Source organism: Sphingobacterium sp. NGMCC 1.201703, from assembly GCF_047784615.1.
Lineage (GTDB): Bacteria > Bacteroidota > Bacteroidia > Sphingobacteriales > Sphingobacteriaceae > Sphingobacterium.
In genome coordinates this window covers 242,837-268,639 of sequence record NZ_JBLOHD010000012.1, presented here as the reverse complement: position 1 = coordinate 268,639, position 25,803 = coordinate 242,837, and the positions used below count along the sequence as shown (strand labels likewise).

The window sequence follows — 25,803 nt, the reverse complement described above, 5'->3', positions numbered from 1 at the left end:
GCGAATATACATAAGAGAATTGACTGCCTTAAATCCAAAAACCGTTGTCCGAATAATTATATATCGTTTTTTGACTTAAGTTAATGTTTAGGGCAAAGCATCTTGTTATGTAGCTCCTGAATTTAATTTTCAATGTGTTTCTTATTTTTCCTACTAAAGGCTGAATATACGATAATGACACTGATTGTCATTAGAATAAAGGCGAGAAAAAATGGCGCTCCAGAGAATTTGAATGGGGCATTATCATGTGTAAAAAAGTAGAACAGATTAGTCATCATTGGCGGCCCTATAATCGATGTTGCACTCATTAAACTGGTTAGTGCTCCCTGAAGTTCGCCTTGTTCATTTGATGGCACATTTTTGGTAATGACAGATTGCAATGCAGGCCCACATATTCCACCCAGGCAATAAGGGATAAGAAAGACAAACATCATCCAGCCCTGATTGGCAAATGCAAACAATAATAATCCTACTGCATAAAATATCAATCCATAATAGATACTTTTTTGCTCGCCGAGTTTTGGTGTGGTCCAACGGATCAAGACACCCTGTACAAGACCAATCAAGAGACCGATGACTCCAAGTGAGATGCCAACCATTCTTTCGGTCCAATCAAATTTGTACATGGTAAAGAAATTCCAGTTACTCTGTACGGCATGGCCTGCAATATAGATTAGGATCAATGCTACGATCAAGCCAGAAATCTCAGGGTGTTTGCCCAAAAAGCGAAAGGATCCGATGGGGTTAGCGCGCTTCCAGTCAAAAGCACGTCGCTTATCCTTATCCAAGCTTTCAGGTAGAATAAAATACCCATACAGGAAATTCAATAAACATAAGCCTGCAGCAGCGTAAAAAGGAACTCTCGCGCCGTAATGTCCAAGTAGTCCGCCGATTACAGGGCCAATAATAAAGCCCAAGCCGAAGGCTGCGCCAATTAATCCGAAGTTTTTGGCCCGATCCTCATCCGTAGAAATGTCCGCGATATAAGCGCTGGCAGTTGTGAAACTTGCTCCGGTCAATCCTGCGATAACCCGTCCCAAAAATAGCCAACCTATCGAGGGAGCAAGGGCGAGAAAAATGTAGTCTACTGCAAAACCAAACAAAGAAATCAAAATAATCGGTCTTCGTCCATATTTGTCACTCAGGTTACCTACTACAGGTGAGAATATAAATTGCGTGAAAGCATAAGCGAAACCCAGCCAGCCACCATATTTCGCCGCTTCGCTGATGTCGCTATGGATCAGTTCTTCAATCAACTTGGGGACCACTGGAATGATAATACCCCATCCTGTGATATCGATAAGTAATGTGATAAATATAAAGCCTATGGCGGCCTTTTTCTTGGAGTTGTCAATCATGGTCTAAAAATAGAAAATTCCCGAAAAAATTCACCTATATTTTAAAAGGTTAATTTGTGGTAAACTATCGGGCTAATTGAGAAAATTGCCCGATCATGCCACTATTCATGTTGTGAGTCTTGAATCTGCCAGATAAATAAATTTGTATTGACCCTGTTTTCAGCGCCTAAATAGCGCGACAAACAGCATGATGTCGTACTGGGAAATTACAGGAATTGGCGATAAAGCAAAGTTGATTTGCTTCTTGATGTAGTGATGTCGCCAACGCTATTTTATCGGGATCCGAAATAATGACTTCTGGAAATAGGTCAACCTGCACAAATCGACCACTGGCATCAGAACGAGTTTCTAAAACTGCCTCTGCATTGTCCGTATAAGAAATCACGTCGATGTTATTTTTGGAACATACATAGAGATAAGACATCATATGGCAGGAAACAAGGCTACTTAGGAAAAGATCTTCGGGGTTGTGTAATGTTGGATCACCTTTGAAGGCTTTTGCTGCCGAAACCTGCAAATCCGCCTTGCCCTGGATGGAAATCCGATGACTCTTGTGGTATATTTTGGATAACGATGCCGACTGTTCCTGGCGAAACCAGATTAAACCAGCCTTAAAGTAATGTTTGAAACTCATGCAATGAATTTAGCATTTTTTATTAATTTCTACTTTTTAATACCAACTTTATGTTCGAACAAAAGAAATATAATCCGTGTTGATAGGTTCAAGTCCATTTCTTCTCATTTCGGAAGCTATTTGTGCTCTATGATAGGTGCCATGATTAAACACATGTAAAAGGATATCTCCAAACGAATTTTGGAACTGCTCATGCTTTGTATTGGTATAGGATATAGTTTTTGCTATCTCAGCCTCCTGAGCGAGGACTTTTGCTTTAAATCCCGAAGAAGCGAGTCTATGGTAGTGTTCACATGTTGACAAACTGTGCTCATCCCAAACTCCTACGGGTGGTTTTTCTCCATTCAACCGGTATAACCATATCAGTTGCGCATTCACTATATGACTGAATAGCCGTAGACAAACCGGGGGAGTTTTTTCAACTTCCTGTTTCATTTTTTCGATTAGCAGGTTATTCGCCCAATCGTTATATAACCATAATTGTACTAACGGGCTTGACATCTCTGATTACTTAATTGCGGTAATAAATATACGTAAATTACCTATGTAAATGTGGATTGAAACGTCAATTTTATTGCTGATCGGGTAAGTGCGGTCTGTTCATAAATGAACATGTGATGTCAGTTGATTAAGGAATGAATGATAGGTGGAATGATTATCTTTGCAGATAATTAATGGATGCTGGATGAATAATAAAAGAGTTTATAGGGTCATAGGATACAATGTCATGTATGTTGTATCCAGTCTATTGTTGTATTATCGATTCGAAATGAAATCGACAGGGCTCAGCTTTTGTGTTATTGGTTTGACCCTGATCAATTTATATTATTTCCTGGAATGGAAAAAAGATGCAAAAAAAAGAGAGTTTATACAAAAATATAAAGCAGTGCATCAGCGCTCATTGAATAAAGCGACGATAAATTACAAAGAGACATATACTGTAAGTCCAAGTATATTAGCGATGATGATTTTTGGATCAATTATTTGCTTTTCGGGAATTGGTATGTTGTACGAGAAATCAATCTTTGGAGTTTTCATCTTATTTCTTGGCGGGCATTTTTTGCTGACTCCATTTGGCAGGAAAACAATCATCAAGTTGGCTCCCAACGGGATATACTTGAGTGATTATCAATTTGTCTTTGTCAATGATATCCAGGAGATCAATTTTAAACGCTACCCTGGAAAGAGCAAAAGTGAAATGCTTCTGAAGATAAAGGATTCCGCTTTATATAACTTAGAAGATTCACATATCGCCGTTCCAATAGGTGGTGATATGAAAGAAGTTGAGCAATTGATTGCCGTGGTGAAAAAATTATTTCCCAATACACGGATATCTCAGGATATTTAAATTTCAATTGATTGAAATAAATTTACTATTTTTAATAATTATCTGATTAATAGACTTAAAGCTGAGCTTGATGAGAACTTCTTTACGGTGTTTATCCTTATTTTTGCTACTTCCTATTTTGACCTTTGCTCAGGGTCATTACATAATTAGAGGTAAAGTAGATCAATTGAAAGATGGCAGTAAGCTTTTTCTGGTTTATAACAATGATGGTGTTTCGTTTGTCGATTCAACAGCAGCCAAAGATGGGCGCTTTACCTTTAAGGGGCAGCTCGGGTATCCGGTTTATTCTACACTTTATCTCCATAAAAATCCCTATACAACCAAGTTGCAGCCCAATGAAAAGCTGGACTACATCCGCTTTTATTTAGAAGCTGCTCAGATTGGAATGAACGCGAAGGATTCACTAAAAAATATTGTGTGGAATGGTTCCAAGCTCAATACGGAAAATGTGGAGCTCCAAGAGATGAAAAAAACTGTTGACAATAAATTTGACGCATTAAATAAAGAATTTGCCAAACTTCCACCAGAACAACAGAAAGATTCTGTCATATTTGCCCAGTTTGTCATGCGTGAAAAGAATCTTATGGATGAAAATTACAGTGTCTATCTGGATTTTGCTAGAAGCCATCCTGATTCATACATCAGTGTAATTGGTTTAAGTTTTGTTGCCGGTCAGGAGAAATTTTATGCATCGGCTAAGTCAGCGTATGATGGTCTTTCGAATAGGCTAAAAGAAAGTCCGTTGGGAAAGGTAATTCCGTTGCAGTTAGAAGCCCAGTTCAAGACCAAAGTCGGGCAGCAGGCGCCAGACCTAACGCTCAACAACCCGGAGGGGAAGGCCGTCAAAATTTCGGACTATTTGGGAAAGCACTTATTGTTAGATTTTTGGGCGAGTTGGTGTGGCCCTTGTCGTGCAGAAAATCCCAACCTGGTAAAAGCTTATCAAAAATATCATAATAAAGGATTTGAGATATTGGGAATCTCCCTGGACGATGCTGCACGGAAAGATGCTTGGGTCGAAGCCATAAAGAAAGACAACCTATTATGGCCTCAGGTTTCTGATCTAAAAGGCTGGGATAGTCTCGCTGCAAAAATTTATGGAATCAATGCTATTCCGGCCAGTTTTCTGCTCGATCCAGAAGGAAGAATAATTGCCCGTGACCTAAGGGGGGACGATTTGCATGATCTACTAAAAAAGATCTTTATAGACCGATCGAATCCGTAAGAACGCCATATTTCTAATCCAAATATCCCCTTCAACAGACCTTTTCTAAAATGGATTTTTGTTCCAAAAATAAGTGCGAAAAATTGCCTACAATTGGAAGCTATTTTCTATCTTGCGTCTTTAATTAAAGATCACATGGCTATACGATATTCGGGCTCTAGGTGGGTTTAACTGAACGCTTGATACTTAAAAAAATTATTTTTCATTTGTATCTTATTTTAATACAATTGGTAGGATAAGGGCGTCAGGTCGTTGGAAGAGAGACTGATTATTTTTTGTTTTTGATATTATTCGACTTATTTGATGGATGTTTTTTTTGAATTTCTAAATAACCTCACAAATCCGGATTGGATTGTTTCTCATGGCGGCTTATACCTTCTGTTATTTATTATTTTTGCTGAAACGGGCATACTTATTGGATTTTTTCTTCCCGGCGACCCTATTCTGTTCATTGCTGGCATGATAGTTTCCAATATGAGCATTCCACCTTCGGAGCAGATACCGACTTTATTGTATTGGATTGTGCTTGTGTCCTTAGCTGCAATTTTGGGTAACTTTGTAGGATATTGGTGTGGGAAGGTTTTTGGAAAAAGAATTATGAGTATGGAGGATAGCTGGTTTTTCAAAAAGAGCTACATCTTTAAAGCTCAGGAGTTTTACGAAAAAAGGGGGGGCGGTGCCATTGTTCTTGCGAGGTTTCTTCCTATTGTTCGTACTTTTGCGCCCATTGTCGCCGGTATTGTTGGAATGGAATTCAGAAAATTTGTGTTGTACAATGTGATTGGTGCAATTGTCTGGTCGGGAAGCCTGGTTACCCTGGGTTATTTGTTGGGCGAGAATGTATGGGTGAAGGAGAATCTAGAGCTAGTTATTATCGTTATTGTACTGATTGCAACAGCGCCGGTCATTGTAAAAGCATTTACTTCGAAAGATAAAGCAAAGATTGCCCAATAAGAACTGGCCCACATCATCTTAATCCAAAGGAAGACTGCCGGACAACTAAATGTGAAAGCGGCGGAGTATTGTCATGGTAATTCAATAAATAAGATAGGGTGAAATCGGTAAACCTTCGGATTTTTCAACAGGTTTCAAGGAAATTATTATCTATATTATTACTAATTTCATCTGTGTTTTAAACATTTTTTTTACGAAAAGGAAATGTTTACAGTATTTTTCCGTAGATTTACAGCATTATTGCGCAGCACCCTACAGTATACCTATCATAAATGGCTACAAATCAACAGATTAGTGGCCATTTTTCTTTTATTACATCCTTCAGAGTTTATGATTCATTCATCTGTTTATTCGCTTGACATATAGCATAAAGTAACAATAGGTTATTTTATCCCTTTTTACTATTCAAATTTATAACAATAATTTATAATATTCCTTGTTTTGAGAAAATTTATTATTCATATGGAGGGTAGACTGATATTTTCTTATAGGAATGAAAAAATATCGTAACTATAGATACAAAGTTCAAACATGTAATTTGGTTTTGTATAAAACCGAGGCGAGAGCAGCTCAAAAGTATTTTTATTATCTTTTTTTAATTTTAACATACAAGGGAAATTTTATTTTTTTATATTTGTACATCAATACGACGTTTTTACTTATTCGGTTTTAATGCGCAATCTGAATAAGCTTTTAGATAGGGGGTATTTCCCTATAAAATGTAAATTTGATATGTATACTGTAGGTAGGTGTATAATTTAACAGTGGTAGCTGTAGGGGCTGCCACTGTTGTTTATAATCGCAGTTCATTTGGCCCCTTCTATATTCTTTTCTTCAGCAGATGTGTCAGTTGCTCTAGATGTTTTTTGTTAAAATCGGGTTTTTACAGATAAGCTTGTTTTGTGCTATCCTAATGGCATTCTCTATAATTTCCTCTAAAATGGTTTGCTGACGAGATAACAATCTGATTTTTACTTTATATTTATGGTATTATTATGAATACCTAAAAAACTATCTATGAAAATTAATGATCACATTGATTTTGCGACAGCAAGTTTCAAAGAATTTGAGAATATTGCTGGCCTTGATATGGTGGATACTGCAAAGTATTTCAGTTCCTATATCAATTATATGAAAGAAAATCAACATCTTAACTTTAGATTTGTAACACAGGGCTGCGGGCCGACTGCGATAGTTAGCTCAGCATTTTTAGAGAAACCAACGGAATGCATTAGTCTTGTGTCAAACGACTATCTTAATTTTTCCCAACATCCCAAAGTAAAAGCCGCAGCCATAGCCGGGATAGAGAAATATGGTACTGGAGCAGGCGCATCACCCTTGATAGGAGGACACCATGAATATCATGTCGCACTGGAAGATAAGATTTGTAAATTTTTCAATCGCCCGGAAGGATCGAGCATCGTCTTTACAACCGGATATACTGCAAATAGTTCTACTTTATTGAGCTTATTGAAACAGGAAGACTGTGCTATTGTTGATATGGAAGTACATGCTAGTGTTTATGAGGGTTTATTGAATACGAATGTCAAACGCTTTCCCCATAATAGTATGATTCATCTTGAACGCGCATTGGCTGACGCGGAGAATATGTTCAGAACCAAACTGGTGATTATTGATGGGGTATATTCCCAAAATGGTGATGTAGCGACAATGGATGAAATTTATGCGTTAACAAGGAAGTATGGTGCCTATTTAATGGTGGATGATGCGCATGGCATAGGGGTGATGGGCGATACCGGTAGAGGGGTCATGGAAGTCTATAATCTTCTGGACAAAGTCGATATTATCGCTGGTACGTTGAGTAAGGCACTCGGTCATATCGGTGGGTTTATCGTTTCCACACCAGAAATCGTTAACTACCTTCGATATCAGTCCAGGCAACAGGTATTTTCCTCTACATCAACACCAGCAAGTTTTGGCCTATTGAAGGCCATTGATTTAATTGATGAAGAGCCTTACTGGCGGACAAGGCTTAGGGATAATGTAAGCTATTTTAAGGATGGCTTGCTTGCTTTGGGTGTCGATATCGGTGCATCATCTTCGCCAATTATTCCAATAAAGATTGGTGACCCAATCCGTACCGCACAGATATCGCGTATGCTATTGCAACGTGGTGTTTATGCCAATTGTATTGTCTATCCCGGTGTGGCAAAAAAGGATGCCCGTATCCGTACAAGTCTGATGGCCACTCATACCAAAGAACATTTGGATAAAGTATTAAATACATTGGAGGATATCAGTAGGCTCGTAAGCTTAAAAAAATCGAGATAAATAAATCTTATACTATTTAAATATTTATTATATTGATCTGAATCCTTAATTTTAGGGTCCAGATCAATACCATATCAATAACGCATGCGTAAAACTTATAAAGGAGAAAAGAATGATAAAGAACGTACCATGAACAAACTTATTTTGTCCGTTGGTAAGGTTCTTCGGGATAAGGGGTATACCGGATTAACAATTGCTAATATTTCTAAAACAGCAGGTGTTGACAGGAAGCTCATTTCGCTTTATTTCGGTTCCGTTGAAAATTTAGTGGAAACGTACATCAGGAGTAAAGACTACTGGGTAGCTGCTACGCTAGGTGCCGTTGAATATTTCGGTACTGCACCAACCGAGGGTTCGAAGGGTTTTCTCGAATCATTGCTGCTGAATCAGATGGATAGCTTTCTGGAAAATACAGAAATGCAGAAAGCCGTCCTTTGGCAGATCAGTGAAAAATCTGAAATCATGTCGCAGATCACAAGGGAACGGGAAAAGATGAGCGCTTTGTTTTTCGCCTTTGCCGATCGGGAAATGGAGGGGAAAGATGTCGATTTACGGGCGATCAGTAGTATTCTGACTGCGGGGATCTATTATTTGGTGCTCCATTCCATAAATACAGACAGCACCTTCTGTGAGATTGAACTAAACGCTGATGGCTTAGATAGAATTCGCAATGCGGTTAAAACAATTCTCTCTTGGGCCTATGGAGAAAATGAAAAAAAATCGGACTGAAAACAAAAAAATAACATAACACTGCCAATCTGTCAATAATAGAAAAGGGAACCGATTGATAAGTACCGCTAATGTCACGGTGTTATCACTATTTTCTTTGGGAAGCGATCTTCTTGATCACGCGCTTTTTTGGCATATCATTCGCCGGTTTAGATTTAAATGATTTAAAACATGGCAAAGAGGTTATTGCTTATATTCATAATGTTTGTAGTTGCTGATGTTTATTTCTTTCAGGCATTTACAACTGTTATTCATACGGCATTTTTACACAAGGTTTACTGGTATTTAGATTTATTGTTGCTCATCGGAGTATTTACCTTGGTTTTTCTTCGGCAACAAGGGAAAGATATTCAACAACTGGCGGGAAATCTGGTCACATCTTTTTTAATTGTATTTATTCCCAAATTACCGGCATTTCCAATCTTATTGACAGAAGATTTGTTTCGGGTATTACAAAATTTTCCGCCACGAAATACATATTTGAGTGAATTTGTGCTAGTATTGGCACTAGTCCTGGTTTTAATTATTGCTTTTGGCCTTACTAGAGGGCGATATTTATATCGGGTAAGGGAGGAAGTTTTAAGTTTTTCGGATCTGCCCGATGCCTTTGACGGATTTAAGATCACACAGATCTCGGATATTCATTCCGGGAGTTTATCCAACATAAAGGCTGTCCGAAAAGGGATTGCATTGGCAAATGCACAACAGAGTGATCTGCTTCTGTTTACTGGCGATCTCGTTAATAACAAAGCGGCAGAGATGGAATCCTGGATCTCGGATTTTACCGCATTAAAGGCTCCGTTTGGCAAATTTTCTGTACTCGGAAATCACGATTATGGAGATTATACCCCTTGGGATAGCGCTGAGTTAAAGGCGTCTAATCTTGTCAGGCTGAAACAAATTCATCAGGAGATGGGGTTTAAGCTATTATTGAACGAATCTATTACTATTCAGAAAAAGGGGGCAAGCATTGCATTGATCGGTGTGGAAAACTGGGGCAAGGGTGGTTTCCATCAATATGGGGATCTGAGCAAAGCAACGTCTGGGTTGTCGACCGACTCATTTAATATATTGATGTCGCATGATCCGTCACATTGGGATCATGTTACCTTAGATCATGACAAACACGTGCACCTGACATTGGCAGGCCATACTCATGGGATGCAATTTGGTATTGAGTTATTTGGGTTTAAATGGAGCCCGATACAATATTTCTACGAACAGTGGGCGGGCTTATATCAAAAACAAGGGAAATATTTGTATGTTAACCGCGGTTTCGGCTATCATGGACTCAAAGGCAGGATCGGTGTATGGCCAGAAATTACTGTTATCACCCTGAAAAAATCTAATTTATAGTTTTCGGCTAGTGCGGCGATGATGTTGTTCGAGGATCAGATTGGACAACATTTTTTTGTTTCAAAGATTTATTTTTATTATATTTAGATAGCCTAGTGTAGTCCAAACGGGACGGTAAGCTAAGGCTAAAAATAACCAATTGCGTCAAATTAAACAAAAGAAGAATATCCTGTGGCTAGCATAAATAGCTAAATATAATCAGGCGGATTGTCATATAAATCCTTTGAGGGATGCGTTCGATAGTTAATTAGATTTATAAACCAATTATTTAATTTGAGGTATGGCACACAAAGTAGTTTCCCTTATTTTGGGAGGGGGTAGAGGGTCTCGACTTTATCCATTGACACAACAGCGTTCTAAGCCTGCTGTTCCTATTGCTGGAAAATATCGACTGGTCGATATTCCTATTTCGAATTGTTTAAATTCTGGATATAACAAGATATTCGTTTTAACACAGTTCAATTCGGCTTCATTGAACACACATATCAAAAACGCTTATAATTTCAGTATTTTCAGTAAGGGTTTTGTTGATATTCTGGCTGCAGAACAAACAAACGAGGGGGACCGTTGGTTTCAGGGGACAGCAGACGCTGTGAGACGTACACACAAGCACCTCTTGAATGTTGACTACGATTATGTACTGGTCCTATCAGGTGACCAGCTCTATCAAATGGATTATTCGGCTTTGGTGGACTTCCATGTACAGAATGGTGGGCACATCACAATTGCAACCATTCCTGTTAATGTCCATGATGCGACAGGGTTTGGTATACTCAAAGCGAACGAGGCAAATGTAATTACAGCCTTTACCGAGAAACCCAACAAAGAGGAGGTGTTAAATTGGTCTTCAGAGGTCTCGGGTGAGATGGCAAAATGTGGTCGGAATTATCTGGCGTCAATGGGTATTTATGTTTTTTCGAAAGGTGTCTTGCTCAATTTATTGCTTTCCAATCCGGGTATGGATTTTGGAAAGGAAATACTACCGGATGCGATTAACAAGTATAAAGTACTCAGTTACCAATTCGATGGCTATTGGACGGATATCGGAACGATTCGATCATTTTTTGATGCCAATATCGGTCTGACTGCAGATGTTCCTGATTTCAATTTGTTTGATGAGACCGTATTTACACGGGCGCGTATGCTACCACCTTCTAAGGTTTCGGGAACAACCCTTAATAATACGGTCATTGCAGATGGCTGCATTCTTAATGCGGATAAACTCGAACGTTCTGTGATCGGAATACGTTCGCGTATTGGTGAAGGTACAGTAATGAAATCTACTTATATGATGGGCTCGGACTATTACGAACAACTTGAAGAGGTCATTGAATTAGGGAATACACAAAAGCCGCCACCGGTTGGTGTGGGTGAACGCTGTTATATCGAAAATGCTATTTTGGATAAAAATTGCAGGATTGGCAATGATGTCAGAATAAAAGGGGGCTCACATCTGAAAGATGGCGATTTTCAGACGCATACCATCTGCGATGGCATTGTTGTTGTCAAGAAAAATGCTGTTATTTCGAATAGTGTAAGCATAGGCTGTTAGCTATGTTTAGACATAAATAGTAAGGGACTAGGTGTCGTAAGCGCCTGGTCTTTTATCGTTCTGTTGAGTCGGATCGGAATTCGCAGGGGCAATTTAAACGACTCTAGTACACGTTGTCATCAATACGACAACACATATGACCAATAAAACGATGACAGTTGTTGTATAGGGTGTTCTTCTCATGATCTTTTTTTATTTATTACTTATAAATTTAATTTGCAAAAGTCATGCCCATTGTAAATTGCCCTGATATTGATTGTTGAAACTGTAGTTTGACATCTACAACTCATTGGTTTAATTTATTTTGTGGAAAAAAAATCTTAAAAACTACCCGGCTTTGTCTAGGTGCTGAAAAAAGCTATTTACACATTTTTATTTCTTAATAATCAATGTTTTGTAAAATCTACTCCTCAAAACCTTTGCAAATGCTTTCATCGGAGTGTTCTCTGTCAATAATTATTGAAGTTTAACCATCCGATTAGCGTGAACGAAAAAGATGTATTTTCTCAGACGATAGTTAACAATCATAAGTTGTTTATACTAATTGGATTGTATAAAATGCGAATGAAATAATTGCCAAAGATTTTGTTTTAGATGGGAATTGGTGCGTTTTTTGTGTAGCCGACATTTAAAATATTTATATCAATATGAAATCTTTTTATTTAGGGGTGGCAACCTTCGGTGTCGGATTAGCACTTATGATGCGTTACAATACTGTTTCTGGCCATCAACAAAATGTTCATTCTTTTGAAAACGTACAGATTAATTCGGATTCGACAAAGGTGGAGAATCTGGTGAAAGAATTAAAGAAACTTAAACCTATCCGTACAACTGATTTTGAAGCAAAGTTTAAAAAAGAGATCAATGGATTTAAACTGACGGAAGTTAAGGCATTTGAAGACCCGGAAACTGGCTCCTTTGCCTCGGCCAACTATGCAAAGGATGGGGGGAACGTTTATCTCATGATAACAGATGGTGCGGGACCTGGATCGGAGCAGGTGAAAGCTAATTTATTGAATTATTTAGAACTGAAAGAAATTTATACAGCTGAAGACAAGTCAGCAGTTAAAAATTATAAGGGCTGGTTGGTCTCATTTGACTGGAGTATGTTTGAAAGCGATGGCTTGACGAGTATACAATACTTAGAGGGCAATCGTTATGCTGTTGTTGCTTCGGCAAACCAGGTTCCGATAGAAGAATTGGAAAACTTTTTGAACAGTTTTAGCTTATAAATTTAAAATAAGTCACGCTTTAGCTTATTCTGTGTTCTAAAGACTAGGCTAAAGCTTTTAAGACGCATTGTCGGGAATCAGTCATAGGCGGGGGGGCGGCGCTTTTTTGTGAAATCTGAAAGTGACTGATTTCTATTGAACAGAAAGAACCTTCAGTTGATTTTCATGGCTGTTGGTGCTTATAAGAACAGGAGTGTCTTATTGACGTATTGGCTCATAATATAGAATTGTAGCACCACCACCAAAGTTTTTTGTTTTTAGATATTTCAGCAGTATTTTTTTACTTAAGTTGTTAAATAAGGGCAGTCCACTTCCGGCTATAATAGGATGGATACAAATTTGATATTCATCTATTAGGCCACTTTTTGTTAAAGCAACAATTAGACTCGGGCTTCCTACCAAGATATCTCCGCCCGGTAGTTCTTTAAGGACTGTAAGTTCTTCGACGATATTTCGGCTGGCCAATCTGGCACTATCCCAATCCAGATTTTTTAGGGTTCTGGAAAAAACGATTTTGGGAATGCTGTTCATGACCTGCGCAAATTCATCTGAGGACTTATTGCCACTCGAGGTCGACAGGAAGGCCCGCCAATATTCCATGAGTTGATAGGTTATTCTACCATATAATATGGTATCAGATTCACGTAATAAGTCCGTATAATGTTGATGAATTTCATCATCAGGAAGCATTAGCGTATGATCGCAAAAACCGTCCAGACTCATATTTATTGCCGCGATTACTTTTCTCATATCCCATGGTTGTATTGTGTGAATTAAATTTACAAAAAACCGGGGAATATTGACTGATGGAAAATAAGCTGTGCAACTTGCTCAATTACAGATGTTGGAATGGATCGGCTTTGTTGGGGGAGAATGGAAAGCCTACTCGTCTATGATCGTTAAATCAGTGACTACATCGAAAGTTGATATGTGGTAATCATCTCCGAAAAATAGGCCATTGATATAATGCTGAATGGGGTAAAAAAGGTCGATTGGGATACCCTGATAGAAGGTTTTGAAATCGTTTGGAATAGAATAAGCATGACTGTATTTTCCCTTGCCGAGACTGATTCCGCCTATTTTTTTTAGGTATCCGGTTATTTTGTGCTTAGCTGAATTTGAAAACTTTTCACTTGTCTCTAGGAAATAGTCCTGAATATAAAAGTTTCTGATATTTTTTAATTTGATCGGGACGGTTCTATCCAGTTTTATCCTGCGAGAATAGGAGATGTCGGTTAAAACGCAAGTAGCCTTCTGAACAGTCGAAACATCGATAAAATAACCTCCATCAACCATTAAATGCTTACTATCTTTATAGATGCCTAGGATCATCTCGTTGATTTCTCTATCAGAATAATCCATTATATTTGAAGATCTTCCAAACTTTTCGAATTGCAGCCCGCTCTCTTTACCGGTTTTCCTGATTTTGTTTAATTCATATTGCTGAAAAGTTCTGATTTTTTCCATATCCGTTGCTCATTATATTTAGCAGGTTAAAGATAATTTTAAAACTTAGCTTTCTGCCTCTTTATAGGCATCTAATTGTAATTTGAATCGAATCTAATTTAACAGTAAGCTAACACTTTGGCAATGAGTTATCCAACATATCAATCCATGAATGCGTTATCAAAGGAAAAAAGGCTTGCTTAAGGGAATGCGAAATCTGAGATTGAATAGCATCAAGGTTGAAGTCATCGTATTAAAATTTAAATTTTCTGGAGGTCATGCGACCTTGACCTTTCAGTTCTATTTGACCTGGGGATAGTTCCAAAACCCCGAAAGCATTTTCATTGTTGGTTTCAATCATTCCTTCAAGGGTAATCATAGGAATCCCTTTATAGTAATCGAAGTTGCCGGGGTGATGATGTCCCGAGATAACTGCCTTCACAGCAGGATATTTTTCGATAAGCGCTAATATATCTCTGTTGTTTAGTGCTTCAAGTCCATTCTCTGGAAATAAAGGATGATGGGTGAAAATGATAACGTTTTCGGATTCCTTTTCTGCTTTTTCTAGCTGCTTTTCCAACCATTTAAGCTGTTGTATGCTGATCCCGCCATTCCATGGCTGAGTATTTTTCCGTTGCTCAAGTTTTAGCCGATTATTTAAAGATTGCCATGCCGTGCGTTCTGCTGAGGTCGCTGTAGTTGCATATTCGCTGAGTTCATTGGTGTTGAGGAGAACAAATAACCAATGTTCTTTCTCTACAGTATAATAGGGAGCTGGCATGCAATAGGCCTTGTAGAGTGTGGCTCCCTTTTCTACATTGACGTAATCATGGTTGCCCAGCAAATTGTAGACTGGCGCATTGAGTTTGTTCAGGCGCTGTAAGGCTGGAGCCAGATCTTTTGTTCCCATATCGACTAAATCTCCCACCATAACCGTAAAATCCACTCCGGCTGTATTGATAGCTTTTGTTGCTGAATCTAATTTCGAAAGTGAATTACGGTAGAATCGACTCCCTTTTGTGTCCTGATCCGCATATTGAGGGTCTGCTATTAAGCCAACTTTCAAGGGGCTGTTCTTTTGTTGGCCAATACCTTTATTATAGAAAAGAACAGATAAGAGTGATAAAAATATGATTTTAATTTTCATTCTGAGTTTTTTAAGATTTGTGATACCATCAGGCATCCAATTGGTTATATTTCTCTACTTATATCTTAGCGACATGCTATTGGGCCTCTGAATCAAAAATAACAGCAGACACATGACTGTGCTATTAATTTCTGATTTTTTTGTTTAATCAGTGGTTATTACAAACATACGTTTTTTTTGACTTTTAAAAGTGGAAACTGATCGCACACGATTGCTTGAAATTCAGAAAACCATAGGATGGGACTGATCGGTCTTATTTAGATAAAGGCGTTGGCTCATCATAATTACGCATAATATAATAGAAATACGAAATCATTTTCATATAGTTTTCGACACTGATATATTCATTGGTACTGTGTATGCTCTGTTGTTCGGAATGATTGATTTTGATGGGCATAAATCGGTAAATATTTTTGCTGAGTTCCTGGTATTTGACGGCATCTGTGCCACCGACGGTAAGGTATGGCGTGACAATCAGATCTGGGTATAACCTTCGGATCGAAGATTCCATCATCTGGTAAGCTTTAGTATCACTAGGAGATACATTGGATGCCTCTCGGGCATTATCCACTTGTTCTACCTCGACATCAAAACCCCTGGTCGCTTTCTTAACATGAGCTAGCACCTGCTGAATTGTATTTTCAGGCAATAACCTAAAATTGACAACAAATTCGACTTCTGGTGAGAGTACATTGGGCGCATCACTACCTTTCATCATGGTAAGAGCCGTTGTGGTGCGGACCAAAGCATTTGTAGCGTGATTTTTAGTCAACTGGGCAAGTAGCAGCGGTTCCATCAACCATTTATTTGCGATGGCAAAACGGGAAACAAATGGCATTGAACCGCCAATCTGCTGAAAAAAACGCTGAATAAGGGGGCTGATCATTGGTTTCATCTGTTGTTCTTCAAGCCGCTGCATGATCACCGCTGCTTTGCCAATAGCCGTTTCCGAAGGTGGCATTGAAGAATGCCCACCTAAGCCTTTAACCTTAATTTTTAAAGACAGGAATCCCTTTTCGGCACAGCCAATTAATGCTACATCAGAATTTATTCCATTAACAGATCCCTGTTCCAAAATGAGTCCACCTTCATCGTAGACAGCCTCAAACCGAAGTCCCTTACCCTTAAAATCGGCGGCTATTTCGCTTGCGCCGAGTTTGCCACCTACTTCCTCATCAAAACCAAAAGCGAGATAGATATCACGTTGTGGTCTTTGCTCATCCAGCACTATTTTTTGCATAGCTTCAAGCAACGCAAAGAGCATCCCTTTCATGTCTAAGGTCCCTCGCCCATAAATCCGACCATCCGCTACAACGCCTGAAAAAGGAGCATAATCCCAATCTTCAGCTATTGCGGTGACTGGAGGGCTAGGGGGATCTGATGGACGGAAGATCTGTTCGGACTTGTTTTTAATTTCAGCTGAGCCGGGGGGAACAACATCGTAATGGGATAAAAATAGGAGGGGTAATAAGTTGTTATTGCTGCCTTTAAGTCTGAAAACTAAACCATAAGAATGAACCGTATAGACCTCCAATTGCTGATGAAGAAGGGGATAAGTCGCTGCGATATACTGCTTAAAAGTATCAAATGGGGCATATAAAAATAGATTAGGGTCACTATTGGAAACCGATGGTATTTTAATTCCCCCAGCTAATCTGGATAAGGTACTATCGTCGGAAGAGGGCTTAAATGCTGGTGTATCGGATTTTTTTGTTTTGGCGAAAGGGAAGACTAATGTGTTGATCAATAGACCAATAAAAATCACAATCAGTAATAGCAATAGCACCAAAAGTAGCTTCTTCATAACCATGTTGTTTGTGGTGAAACCTTTAAATCAATGTCATCTTAGACAGGAACCTATGGATAAAAACATCCTACCCACCACTTTGTTTTAGCTGGAAGCTCTAACCCTAATCAATCAGCACATCTATTCACTGAAAATTATTCAACCAATTCAAATTCCTTCTCCAATGTTTCCCTGCCATTGACAATAATTGAAATCTTATGTTTGCCAATATAGAATTTTCTGGTTGTAATTATTTTAAATGATTGTCTGCGTTCAATCCTATTTTTTTCAGCCGATAGATAGGTCTTTTCGCTAATTTTAAAAACTTTGCGGGACATTAGGCCATTTGATTTTTGATAATACAATCCATACTCCAGCCGAAGTGGTTTTGAGTGTACATGGGTATTTTCGATCTGAAATGAAAAAGTAAGGTATTCTCCAATTTTCACATAAGGTGTCCCGATTTGAAGATCAGAAACCTCGAAATCTTTACCGTCCAAGCCATAGTAATACAAAATCTCTGGGTGCCCTTGCTTGAGCAGGGTACGGCAACCATGTTTAATAATTCCGTCTGTATCTCTACCGATCCCTTTCCAATTCTTTGCAATGGTCAACAAAATATCGGGGTGATCTTTAGAGATATCGTTTAAATTATTGGCGACACTTCTTCTAACCATTTCTGATAGGTCATTTTTCAGTAAATCCAAAATGGGTAAGATGGGAGCCGGGTCTTTCTTCAAAAAGGGTATCGCCATAGCCCATGGAAGTCGTGGGCGAATACCTTCACTTGCCAGGCGACGTACCTGTGCATGCGGGCTGCAAGCCCATTGTTCCATTATGGTAATCATCTGTTGTTTATACTTGATAATAAAGGGGCGGACAGCAAATTCACAGGATATGAACTGTGTTATTATTTCAAGGGATTGGACAGAGGTTTCAAAATGATCAATACCATAAGTTTCGATGTAATCGGGGAATATTATAAATTCAAGTCCACCGGAATATCCAGCCGCAATCAGATTCTCAACAACTTGGGTGATCAACGCTATTGCTTCCGGAAAATGGGATGGCATAAATTCATGCAAGGTTTGTGTCGTATGTTTGGTCCTTTGCTTCCATTCCATATGGTCGAAATCACTGCTGAAGATTCTTGTGATAAATTGCTCTCCATCGAAATCGGACCTTACACGACCAAATTGATCAGCAAGTAGTTGATAAAAACTCCTGGAATAAATATCCTTTATAAGACTCATAAATAGTATATATAGTTCAGCATATATTTAATTTACATACCGACATGCAGTATGGCATCGTGTAACAACATTTAATTGAATAAAGTATCATTCTGATAAGTTGTAAACCATTGGCAAAATTAGCAGTCATAGATGACAACAGTTTGTCAATAGCCAATACGAAACAATGGCATTCCTATTTTACTTGTTGCATGAGCTTATAAAGAAGTGAAGTAAGTGTTTTCATCTCCTCCTTTGTGAAGGTTCGCGAGGCTTTTTTTGCCATTCCTTGTCGAAAGTTTTCTGAATTATCTATGATATACCGACCTGCATCGGTCACAGTCAGCTCAAAATATCTGCGATCGGTCGCGGATTGCTGTTGCTCAATCAGCTTATTTTCCGTCAAAAATTTAAGTTGCTTAGAAACGGCAGCCTGGCTGATTTGAAAGGCTTCAGCAATTTGCTTCGCTGTAACTCCCCGGTGCCTATAAACATATTCAATTAAATTGTAATGTGTAGCAGTCACCCCATGGACATTTCCTCGATTCATATTAGCCAATATAAAACACTGTAGGTCTGTAAAGACTTGATAGAAACTGGTTTCGCTCTTATTCATAAAACAATACTTTAGTTAACTTTGTTAAGTATTATATTTAACTTGGTTAATTAATATCAAAGATAATTAAAATGGATAATATTGTTATTATAAATGCAAAGCAAAACAATCTAAAGAATATTTCGCTCCATATTCCTAAAAGAAAAATCATTGTTTTCACAGGTGTATCCGGTTCGGGAAAGTCATCTTTGGTATTTGAAACAATTGGCGCAGAAGCACAGCGGCAGTTTAACGAAACTCAGGTCAGTTTTATCAGAAACCGCTTGCAGCACATCGGCGTCCCCGAGGTGGATAAGATTGAACATTTGAATGTACCTATTATTATCAATCAGAAGAGACTAGGAGGAAACGCCCGCTCTACCGTAGGTACAGCCACAGATATCTATAGTTCACTACGGTTGCTTTTTTCAAGAATGGGTACTCCATTTGTAGGATATTCCAATGTATTTTCATTTAACAACCCGCTTGGCATGTGCCGGGAATGTGAAGGCCTCGGTTTTGTACAGACAATTGACATTACCCAGCTCTTGAATATGGAAAAATCTTTGAATGAAGGTGCAATAACATTTCCGACATTTCAGCCTGGCGGCTGGCGTTTAACGCGATATACCTTATCTGGATACTTTGACAATGATAAGAAATTAAAAGATTATGACAAATCCGAGCTGGAGATGCTCCTAAATGCAGTGGAACATAAGCCCAAATCTCCAGACAAACAGTGGGGAAAGACAGTGAAATATGAAGGCCTGATTCCGCGTATAGAAAAAGCATTTTTAAAAAAAGATTCGAGGGAGAACAGGACTCGTAAAGAAGCTCTCAAAAGTATCATAATTAAAAAAAGCTGTCCTGCATGTAGTGGTAAAAGACTAAATAGTAAGGTGCTATCGTGTAAAATATTAGGTAAAAGTATCGCAGATTGTGCATCGCTATCAGTGGACGAGCTGCTCGATTTTGTGGGTATGATAAATTCCAAAACCTATGGTGTTTTATTAGACGAACTGAGGAAAAAATTGCAACATATAATCGATATCGGCCTCCAGTACCTGACTTTAGATCGACGGACAGATACCTTATCCGGAGGGGAATCGCAACGCATCAAGATGGTACGTAATCTCGGTAATAGTTTAACTGATTTACTCTATATTTTTGATGAACCTAGTATTGGTCTCCATCCTAAAGATCTGCAAAATATCGCGACCATTATTCAACAGATCAAAGAAAAGGGCAATACTGTAATTCTAGTGGAACATGATCCGGATCTCATTCGAATTGCAGATTGGATTGTCGATATCGGACCAGAATCCGGAAAATGGGGTGGTGAAATTGTCTATGAAGGCGAGTTTGAAGGGCTTCAATATTCAAAAGGAAAAACAGGATCTTATTTTAGCCGAAGTTTTGATTTTAATCAGCATCCACGGCAAGCCCAAGGTTATCTGGAGATTAAAAACGCGAGTTTACATAATTTGAAGAATATCCATGTGAATATACCAAAACAGGTACTATCTGTGGTTACAGGTGTTGCCGGTTCAGGTAAGAGTACGCTGATCAATAAAATTTTGCCAATATTTTATCCAGAGATTATTGTCGTTGACCAGGCATTATTTGCTTCCAGCGCACGCTCAAACCTGCTAACCTATCTCAATTTATCAGATATTATCAGGAAACTTTTTTCAAAGGCCAATAATGTATCTGATAAACTGTTCAGTAGAAATAGTTTAGGTGCCTGCGAAAATTGCAAGGGATTAGGAGTTGAAAGAATTGATCTGGCTTTTATGGATGATATTGAGCAGGTCTGTGAGCGATGTGATGGGTCAGGATTTACACCCAAGATACTCGCCTATGGCTATAAAGGCAAAAATATAGTCGATATAATGCGTATGACAGTTGCAGAGGCAGCTATATTCTTCCCGGAGGAGCCTTTTCATGGGGTATTTAACATGTTATCTAATCTGGGGTTAGGTTATCTCAGCTTAGGACAGCGCTTGGATAGTTTTTCAGGTGGCGAACGTCAGCGCTTGAAACTGACACGGGAACTCAACCACAGAAACGGTATTATCGTTCTCGATGAGCCAAGTACTGGATTGCATCCATCGGATACCCAAAAGCTACTTGACTTTATAGGCAGACTGGTGGAAAATAAGAATACTGTTATTGTGATCGAACATAATCTTGATATTATTGCTCAGGCGGATTGGATTATAGATATTGGCCCCGGAGCTGGCAAATATGGTGGTAAGCTACTTTTCGAAGGAACTGTAGCTCATCTATTGAGGAATAAGACATCACCGACGGCGATATATTTAAGAAAACACTTAAAAATGACCTAGCATATAAAAGGTAGCGGGTATTGTTGTGCTCGGTTAGAATTTTCATCTTTCACTTAAAAGTTGGAGGACAGCAAATAGGCCATAATGTTACAAATCAATTCCATAATTATGTAACGATTTCCTCCACGTTTGTAGCCAAATTTGTAATGTAAGATTAAAACATACAGATATGGCTACAAATAATTACAACGAAACAATTTATATTCCTTTGGAGGATGTGGACAGTGAACACTGTGCATTAATTGTTGAAAAAGAACTGGCCCAAATAAAAGGGATAGAGAACCACAAAGTTGAGCTGAATAATCATAGGGCGGCTATTACGGTCAAAAATAATGAGGTTGTAGCCAATGCGGTGAAAGCGGTAAAAGATCTTGGCTATGGTGTGTCTACTGTGGTTAAAACATTTCCTGTCCTTGGTATGACTTGTGCTTCCTGTGCAGGTAGTGCGGAAAGTATGGTAAAATACGAATCAGGTGTAGTGAATGCATCCGTAAATTTTGCGACCGGAAACTTGACCGTAGAATACCTTCCTAATATCACTGACGTTACAAAAATCCAAAAAGCAGTACAGGCCGGGGGATACGATCTGTTGGTGGAAGACGAAGCGACACAACAGGAAACTTTGGAATCTATCCACGCTGAAAAATTCAGAGCGCTTAAAACCAAAACAATATGGGCGATTATCCTTTCTCTCCCTGTGGTGGTGATCGGTATGTTTTTTATGGATATGCCTTATGCGAATCCAATCATGTGGTTTTTTGCAACACCTGTTGTCCTTTGGTTAGGTAAGGACTTTTTTATCAATGCCTGGAAACAAGCCAAACATCGGTCAGCAAATATGGATACACTGGTGGCATTGAGCACGGGAATCGCCTATGTATTCAGTGTTTTCAATATGTTATTTGCCGATTTTTGGCATCAGCGAGGTTTGCATGCGCATGTCTATTTCGAAGCTGCTGCAGTGGTTATAGCTTTTATTTTGCTAGGGAAGTTATTGGAAGAAAAAGCAAAAGGTAACACTTCATCGGCTATAAAAAAATTAATGGGGCTACAGCCCAAAACAGTAGTGGTCATACAAGCCGACGGATCTGAACGCGAGGTCGCAATAGAAGCCGTAAAAGCCGGTGACATTATTCTGGTCAAACCCGGAGAAAAAATTGCCGTGGATGGAATGGTCATTTTGGGTGATTCATATGTGGATGAAAGCATGTTGAGCGGTGAACCTGTTCCGGTGCTAAAAAAAGAAAATGAGAAGGTCTTTGCCGGTACGATTAATCAAAAAGGTAGCTTCCGGTTCAGGGCAGTTAAAGTCGGTAAGGAGACGATGCTGGCACAGATCATTAAGATGGTACAAGATGCGCAGGGCAGCAAGGCTCCGGTGCAAAAAATGGTTGATAAGATTGCAGGAATATTTGTCCCGGTAGTGATTGGTATTGCCCTATTGACTTTTGCATTGTGGGTTATCCTGGGCGGCGATAATGCGGTGGTGCAGGGGCTGTTAGCTGCAGTGACGGTATTGGTCATTGCCTGTCCTTGTGCGCTAGGCCTGGCAACACCGACTGCGATCATGGTTGGTGTAGGTAAAGGGGCAGAGCACGGTATCCTGATCAAAGATGCTGAGAGCTTAGAACTTGCCAAGCGTGTAAATGCCATTGTATTGGATAAGACCGGTACCATTACCGAAGGTAGGCCACAGGTGACAGGTATCCACTGGTTGAACGAAGATGAGGGCCCGAGCGCGATATTATTAAGTATCGAGAAACAATCCGAACATCCGCTCGCAGAAGCAGTAGTTAACCACCTTAGTGCTGTATCAGCGACATCAATATCGGCATTTGATAGTATCACGGGTAAGGGCGCAAAAGCCAATCATGAGTCAGAGACTTACTATGTAGGTAACCGAAAACTTTTGATGGAAAATGGAATCGTAGTGTCGGAGCAATTGCAACAGCAGGCAACAGCATGGAGTGTAGCTTCAAAAACGGTCATTTGGTTTGCAAACAGTACCCAGGCATTAGCGGTCATCGCGATCGCCGATAAAATTAAAGACAGCTCAGTGTTGGCGATCCAAGAAATGCAGGAAATGGATATTGAACTCTATATGCTGACTGGTGATAATGAATCTACGGCCAAAGCTATTGCAGAACAAACCGGTATTAAGCATTACAAAGCCGAAGTAATGCCCCAACAGAAAGCAGATTTTGTAAAAGAACTCCAGCAACGCGGAAAGGTGGTGGCTATGGTTGGCGATGGTATTAATGATAGCACTGCACTGGCAACAGCGGATGTCAGTATAGCTATGGGGAAAGGAAGTGATATCGCTATGGATGTTGCAAAAATGACCATTATCTCCTCCGATTTGACCAAAATACCGCAAGCGATCCGGCTGTCCAAACAAACGGTGGCCACTATCAGACAAAATCTGTTCTGGGCTTTTATATACAACGTGATCGGCATTCCGGTTGCGGCAGGCATACTCTTCCCAATTAATGGTTTTCTTTTGAATCCCATGCTTGCTGGAGCAGCGATGGCCTTGAGTAGCGTTAGTGTCGTCAGCAATAGCTTGCGTTTAAAATGGAAAAAATAGATAAGTAATCATAAATAATAACATTAAAATTAAATAACATGGAAAGCAAAAATATTCAATTCAAAACAAACCTAAACTGTGGAGGCTGCGTATCCAAAGTAAGTGCGGATCTAGACAATGCCGCTGGCATCTGTGAATGGAGCGTGGACACGTCAAACAGCGATAAAATTCTGACAGTGAAATCGAACGGTATCTCTGAAGAAGAAGTCATTGAAATCATTAAAAGAAAAGGTTTCATTGCTGCGCCTCATGTTGAATAGATTGAACGCAGTAATCAAGAAAAAGTCGTCGCGGATAAGGGGCGACTTTTTCGCTTGTATGCATTTTTATTGTTGTGGGTCAGGAAGATACTATTCAAGACGTATAAACATGTGATCAAAATTGATCGTCATCTTGCTAAATTGACGAATTAAATCTTGACCAATATTGCCATAAACTGTCTCTTTATCAATTTTGGATGTGAGTAAACTGACATTTTTCAGTGAAATGGACCTGCCCATGATTCGAAAGACTGGATCAATTTTAAATCCCTTATATTCGGTTGCTCCACCAGCGCCTCCCATTCTAATCTTTGTGGTAGTGTATTGATGGTCAAATTTCTTTTTATATTCCTCATAGTAGGCAGCATAAAGTATTGTCTGCTCTGCTCCGGTATCAAACGTAAAATGTCGATCCTCGATATTGATAAGCGGTGATAGACCGTCAATGGCTAAATTGGATAATGTGTCGTTTTTTGTCTCTACTTTAGGAACGATAAAATAATCGTCTTGTGTAAGTTGTACTTCCCTGAGTGCTTCAATAACAGGATATCCCAGTATACCGTTAATCTGGTAATTAAGCTGCGGGAAATGAAGCGCGCTGTCAGCAAAAACCAGGAAGATAACGTTCTCAATAGTGATATTACCTAAATTCAGTTTTTTACAGACCGCGAGGTCAGCCTTGATGGAAATCCCGGTGATCGCGTCAACAGCTATATTGGCTGGGATAATTTGCATATTTAAACGCTTGGCGGTAGAAAGGGAGACAGTGGATAAATTGGCCCCTGTATCAAAAATAAAGTTTGTACTGACAGCATTGATGTCTACGGGTAGGTTTTTTAATCCTGCTTTATCTCTTTCTATTTTGATACGTGTGTCGGAATGAATAACGGTTTTTTGCGGATTTACAGCGGCTAGGGCTGTCCAGATTTTTAGGTTATTTTCCAGGTCAGCCTTTTCATCCGTAGAAAGCTGTTGCTTGAATTTATTGATTATTTTCAATACAACCTGTTGTGCTTGTTTATAGTCGTGTAGTTTAACAAAATTGTCTTCTTGGACGCGGTATATTTTTAGTATTAGGGAATCAGGTTGTGAAGATCCGGACTGAAAAAATGTGTTGATCTTCTGATTGGATACCATCGGTTTGTTGAACGCATTGTTGAGAAATATGAGGATAATATTTTGTTTTTCAGTGTCTATATGTTTGCTGTATGATTCGAAAAGATCCCGCGCTCGAAAAAAGTTTTTAAGTTTAATCTGCTCATAAACCTGATCAAACATCGTGGGCCTATTTTGACTAAAGCCTGTCAGGGTGAAAAGTATCATTAGGCAGCAGAGCAGAATATTTTTTTTGCGTGGTATAGCCAATCTGTTCATAAAGAGATCCTATTGGGTTTGATATCGTTAAAGATAAGGATTGGTCTTTAAAAACAAATAAAATAATACAAGTTGCTTGTGTCCTTGCACAAATAAGCTTATTTTAGCCATTAATGGGCAGAAGTTAAATCTAGTATTCTCAGCAGCTATAGGCAACACATCGGGCCGTACCAATGAAACGGATTTGAACGTTGGACGAACATAACACTTTTAGAATTTTTTCAATAAGCCCCACCTGTGCTAAGAGAACGTCCTAATATCTGTTGAGAAGCTATTAAAATAAGTGAAAATAAATCGTAGATGGATTTGGCTTAGGTATATAAATAATTAAAATATAGAAATTTACAT

Annotated in this window: 21 protein-coding genes; 11 read left to right on the top strand and 10 right to left on the bottom strand. The window is 39.0% G+C overall.

The genetic code is table 11. From position 1 onward, the window contains the following. Positions 1-122 precede the first annotated feature (122 nt). From ACK8HY_RS22680 to ACK8HY_RS22670, 3 genes are all read right to left on the bottom strand, one after another. Entirely contained in the window at positions 123-1,358 is a 1,236-nt protein-coding gene (locus ACK8HY_RS22680; protein WP_416134923.1) for a TCR/Tet family MFS transporter, read from the bottom strand. A 166-nt stretch (positions 1,359-1,524) separates the two neighbouring features. Continuing rightward, positions 1,525-1,992 carry an OsmC family protein gene (locus ACK8HY_RS22675; RefSeq protein ID WP_416134922.1) on the bottom strand — a complete coding sequence of 156 codons (468 nt, stop codon included), beginning with the start codon at positions 1,990-1,992 and terminating at the stop codon, positions 1,525-1,527. A 48-nt stretch (positions 1,993-2,040) separates the two neighbouring features. Then, entirely contained in the window at positions 2,041-2,493 is a 453-nt protein-coding gene (locus ACK8HY_RS22670) for a DinB family protein (RefSeq protein WP_416134921.1), read from the bottom strand. A 184-nt stretch (positions 2,494-2,677) separates the two neighbouring features. Here ACK8HY_RS22670 and ACK8HY_RS22665 point away from each other — a divergent pair, with 184 nt between their 5' ends. The 8 genes from ACK8HY_RS22665 (at position 2,678) to ACK8HY_RS22630 (ending at position 12,680) form a co-directional block, all read left to right on the top strand. After that, positions 2,678-3,340 (top strand): hypothetical protein, encoded by a 663-nt coding sequence (locus ACK8HY_RS22665; protein WP_416134920.1) that lies wholly within the window; start codon positions 2,678-2,680, stop codon positions 3,338-3,340. A gap of 70 nt (positions 3,341-3,410) precedes the next feature. Continuing rightward, entirely contained in the window at positions 3,411-4,565 is a 1,155-nt protein-coding gene (locus tag ACK8HY_RS22660; protein ID WP_416134919.1) for a redoxin domain-containing protein, read from the top strand. A 303-nt stretch (positions 4,566-4,868) separates the two neighbouring features. Next, positions 4,869-5,519 carry a DedA family protein gene (locus ACK8HY_RS22655; protein WP_343559363.1) on the top strand — a complete coding sequence of 217 codons (651 nt, stop codon included), beginning with the start codon at positions 4,869-4,871 and terminating at the stop codon, positions 5,517-5,519. Positions 5,520-6,536: 1,017 nt separating this feature from the next. Next, complete coding sequence (locus tag ACK8HY_RS22650) at positions 6,537-7,811, top strand: aminotransferase class I/II-fold pyridoxal phosphate-dependent enzyme (protein ID WP_416134918.1); 1,275 nt, start codon at positions 6,537-6,539, stop codon at positions 7,809-7,811. Between the two features lie 84 nt (positions 7,812-7,895). Further along, on the top strand, positions 7,896-8,540 hold the full coding sequence (locus ACK8HY_RS22645; RefSeq protein ID WP_416134917.1) for a TetR/AcrR family transcriptional regulator: 645 nt from the start codon (positions 7,896-7,898) through the stop codon (positions 8,538-8,540). 171 nt (positions 8,541-8,711) lie between these two features. Continuing rightward, a complete protein-coding gene (locus ACK8HY_RS22640; RefSeq protein ID WP_416134916.1) occupies positions 8,712-9,896 on the top strand; it encodes a metallophosphoesterase in 1,185 nt (394 codons plus the stop codon). 280 nt (positions 9,897-10,176) lie between these two features. Continuing rightward, positions 10,177-11,448 carry a glucose-1-phosphate adenylyltransferase gene (locus ACK8HY_RS22635; protein ID WP_416134915.1) on the top strand — a complete coding sequence of 424 codons (1,272 nt, stop codon included), beginning with the start codon at positions 10,177-10,179 and terminating at the stop codon, positions 11,446-11,448. A 647-nt stretch (positions 11,449-12,095) separates the two neighbouring features. Beyond that, positions 12,096-12,680, top strand: a complete 585-nt coding sequence (locus ACK8HY_RS22630) for a hypothetical protein (protein WP_416134914.1) — start codon at positions 12,096-12,098, stop codon at positions 12,678-12,680. A 198-nt stretch (positions 12,681-12,878) separates the two neighbouring features. On the opposite strand, the gene ACK8HY_RS22625 is transcribed toward ACK8HY_RS22630, so the two are convergent. The 6 genes from ACK8HY_RS22625 to ACK8HY_RS22600 all read right to left on the bottom strand — a co-directional run bounded on the left by ACK8HY_RS22625 (position 12,879) and on the right by ACK8HY_RS22600 (position 18,907). Then, complete coding sequence (locus ACK8HY_RS22625; protein ID WP_077433215.1) at positions 12,879-13,430, bottom strand: dihydrofolate reductase family protein; 552 nt, start codon at positions 13,428-13,430, stop codon at positions 12,879-12,881. A 132-nt stretch (positions 13,431-13,562) separates the two neighbouring features. Beyond that, positions 13,563-14,147 carry a hypothetical protein gene (locus tag ACK8HY_RS22620; RefSeq protein WP_077433217.1) on the bottom strand — a complete coding sequence of 195 codons (585 nt, stop codon included), beginning with the start codon at positions 14,145-14,147 and terminating at the stop codon, positions 13,563-13,565. A gap of 232 nt (positions 14,148-14,379) precedes the next feature. Further along, positions 14,380-15,273, bottom strand: a complete 894-nt coding sequence (locus tag ACK8HY_RS22615; RefSeq protein WP_416134913.1) for a metallophosphoesterase — start codon at positions 15,271-15,273, stop codon at positions 14,380-14,382. 253 nt (positions 15,274-15,526) lie between these two features. Continuing rightward, a complete protein-coding gene (locus ACK8HY_RS22610) occupies positions 15,527-17,077 on the bottom strand; it encodes a M20/M25/M40 family metallo-hydrolase (RefSeq protein ID WP_077435739.1) in 1,551 nt (516 codons plus the stop codon). A 137-nt stretch (positions 17,078-17,214) separates the two neighbouring features. Further along, positions 17,215-18,312, bottom strand: a complete 1,098-nt coding sequence (locus ACK8HY_RS22605; RefSeq protein ID WP_416134912.1) for a DNA alkylation repair protein — start codon at positions 18,310-18,312, stop codon at positions 17,215-17,217. Between the two features lie 175 nt (positions 18,313-18,487). Continuing rightward, complete coding sequence (locus ACK8HY_RS22600) at positions 18,488-18,907, bottom strand: MarR family winged helix-turn-helix transcriptional regulator (RefSeq protein ID WP_416134911.1); 420 nt, start codon at positions 18,905-18,907, stop codon at positions 18,488-18,490. Between the two features lie 71 nt (positions 18,908-18,978). Here ACK8HY_RS22600 and ACK8HY_RS22595 point away from each other — a divergent pair, with 71 nt between their 5' ends. From ACK8HY_RS22595 to ACK8HY_RS22585, 3 genes are all read left to right on the top strand, one after another. Continuing rightward, positions 18,979-21,234, top strand: coding sequence for an ATP-binding cassette domain-containing protein (locus ACK8HY_RS22595; protein ID WP_416134910.1), 2,256 nt, complete (start codon positions 18,979-18,981; stop codon positions 21,232-21,234). 169 nt (positions 21,235-21,403) lie between these two features. Next, positions 21,404-23,821 (top strand): heavy metal translocating P-type ATPase, encoded by a 2,418-nt coding sequence (locus tag ACK8HY_RS22590; RefSeq protein ID WP_416134909.1) that lies wholly within the window; start codon positions 21,404-21,406, stop codon positions 23,819-23,821. A gap of 38 nt (positions 23,822-23,859) precedes the next feature. Then, entirely contained in the window at positions 23,860-24,081 is a 222-nt protein-coding gene (locus ACK8HY_RS22585) for a hypothetical protein (RefSeq protein ID WP_416134908.1), read from the top strand. A 90-nt stretch (positions 24,082-24,171) separates the two neighbouring features. Here ACK8HY_RS22585 and ACK8HY_RS22580 read toward each other — a convergent pair whose 3' ends face one another. After that, the gene (locus tag ACK8HY_RS22580; protein WP_416134907.1) at positions 24,172-25,455 is read right to left on the bottom strand and encodes a retropepsin-like aspartic protease; all 1,284 of its coding nucleotides are present in this window, start codon (positions 25,453-25,455) and stop codon (positions 24,172-24,174) included. Positions 25,456-25,803: the final 348 nt, after the last annotated feature.

What these genes read in the sequence shown, in the direction of transcription:
- ACK8HY_RS22680 (WP_416134923.1), bottom strand. Translation starts at nt 1,358, where the DNA reads ATGATTGACAACTCCAAGAAAAAGGCCGCCATAGGCTTTATATTTATC.
- ACK8HY_RS22675 (WP_416134922.1), bottom strand. Translation starts at nt 1,992, where the DNA reads ATGAGTTTCAAACATTACTTTAAGGCTGGTTTAATCTGGTTTCGCCAG.
- ACK8HY_RS22670 (WP_416134921.1), bottom strand. Translation starts at nt 2,493, where the DNA reads ATGTCAAGCCCGTTAGTACAATTATGGTTATATAACGATTGGGCGAAT.
- ACK8HY_RS22665 (WP_416134920.1), top strand. Translation starts at nt 2,678, where the DNA reads ATGAATAATAAAAGAGTTTATAGGGTCATAGGATACAATGTCATGTAT.
- ACK8HY_RS22660 (WP_416134919.1), top strand. Translation starts at nt 3,411, where the DNA reads ATGAGAACTTCTTTACGGTGTTTATCCTTATTTTTGCTACTTCCTATT.
- ACK8HY_RS22655 (WP_343559363.1), top strand. Translation starts at nt 4,869, where the DNA reads ATGGATGTTTTTTTTGAATTTCTAAATAACCTCACAAATCCGGATTGG.
- ACK8HY_RS22650 (WP_416134918.1), top strand. Translation starts at nt 6,537, where the DNA reads ATGAAAATTAATGATCACATTGATTTTGCGACAGCAAGTTTCAAAGAA.
- ACK8HY_RS22645 (WP_416134917.1), top strand. Translation starts at nt 7,896, where the DNA reads ATGCGTAAAACTTATAAAGGAGAAAAGAATGATAAAGAACGTACCATG.
- ACK8HY_RS22640 (WP_416134916.1), top strand. Translation starts at nt 8,712, where the DNA reads ATGGCAAAGAGGTTATTGCTTATATTCATAATGTTTGTAGTTGCTGAT.
- ACK8HY_RS22635 (WP_416134915.1), top strand. Translation starts at nt 10,177, where the DNA reads ATGGCACACAAAGTAGTTTCCCTTATTTTGGGAGGGGGTAGAGGGTCT.
- ACK8HY_RS22630 (WP_416134914.1), top strand. Translation starts at nt 12,096, where the DNA reads ATGAAATCTTTTTATTTAGGGGTGGCAACCTTCGGTGTCGGATTAGCA.
- ACK8HY_RS22625 (WP_077433215.1), bottom strand. Translation starts at nt 13,430, where the DNA reads ATGAGAAAAGTAATCGCGGCAATAAATATGAGTCTGGACGGTTTTTGC.
- ACK8HY_RS22620 (WP_077433217.1), bottom strand. Translation starts at nt 14,147, where the DNA reads ATGGAAAAAATCAGAACTTTTCAGCAATATGAATTAAACAAAATCAGG.
- ACK8HY_RS22615 (WP_416134913.1), bottom strand. Translation starts at nt 15,273, where the DNA reads ATGAAAATTAAAATCATATTTTTATCACTCTTATCTGTTCTTTTCTAT.
- ACK8HY_RS22610 (WP_077435739.1), bottom strand. Translation starts at nt 17,077, where the DNA reads ATGAAGAAGCTACTTTTGGTGCTATTGCTATTACTGATTGTGATTTTT.
- ACK8HY_RS22605 (WP_416134912.1), bottom strand. Translation starts at nt 18,312, where the DNA reads ATGAGTCTTATAAAGGATATTTATTCCAGGAGTTTTTATCAACTACTT.
- ACK8HY_RS22600 (WP_416134911.1), bottom strand. Translation starts at nt 18,907, where the DNA reads ATGAATAAGAGCGAAACCAGTTTCTATCAAGTCTTTACAGACCTACAG.
- ACK8HY_RS22595 (WP_416134910.1), top strand. Translation starts at nt 18,979, where the DNA reads ATGGATAATATTGTTATTATAAATGCAAAGCAAAACAATCTAAAGAAT.
- ACK8HY_RS22590 (WP_416134909.1), top strand. Translation starts at nt 21,404, where the DNA reads ATGGCTACAAATAATTACAACGAAACAATTTATATTCCTTTGGAGGAT.
- ACK8HY_RS22585 (WP_416134908.1), top strand. Translation starts at nt 23,860, where the DNA reads ATGGAAAGCAAAAATATTCAATTCAAAACAAACCTAAACTGTGGAGGC.
- ACK8HY_RS22580 (WP_416134907.1), bottom strand. Translation starts at nt 25,455, where the DNA reads ATGAACAGATTGGCTATACCACGCAAAAAAAATATTCTGCTCTGCTGC.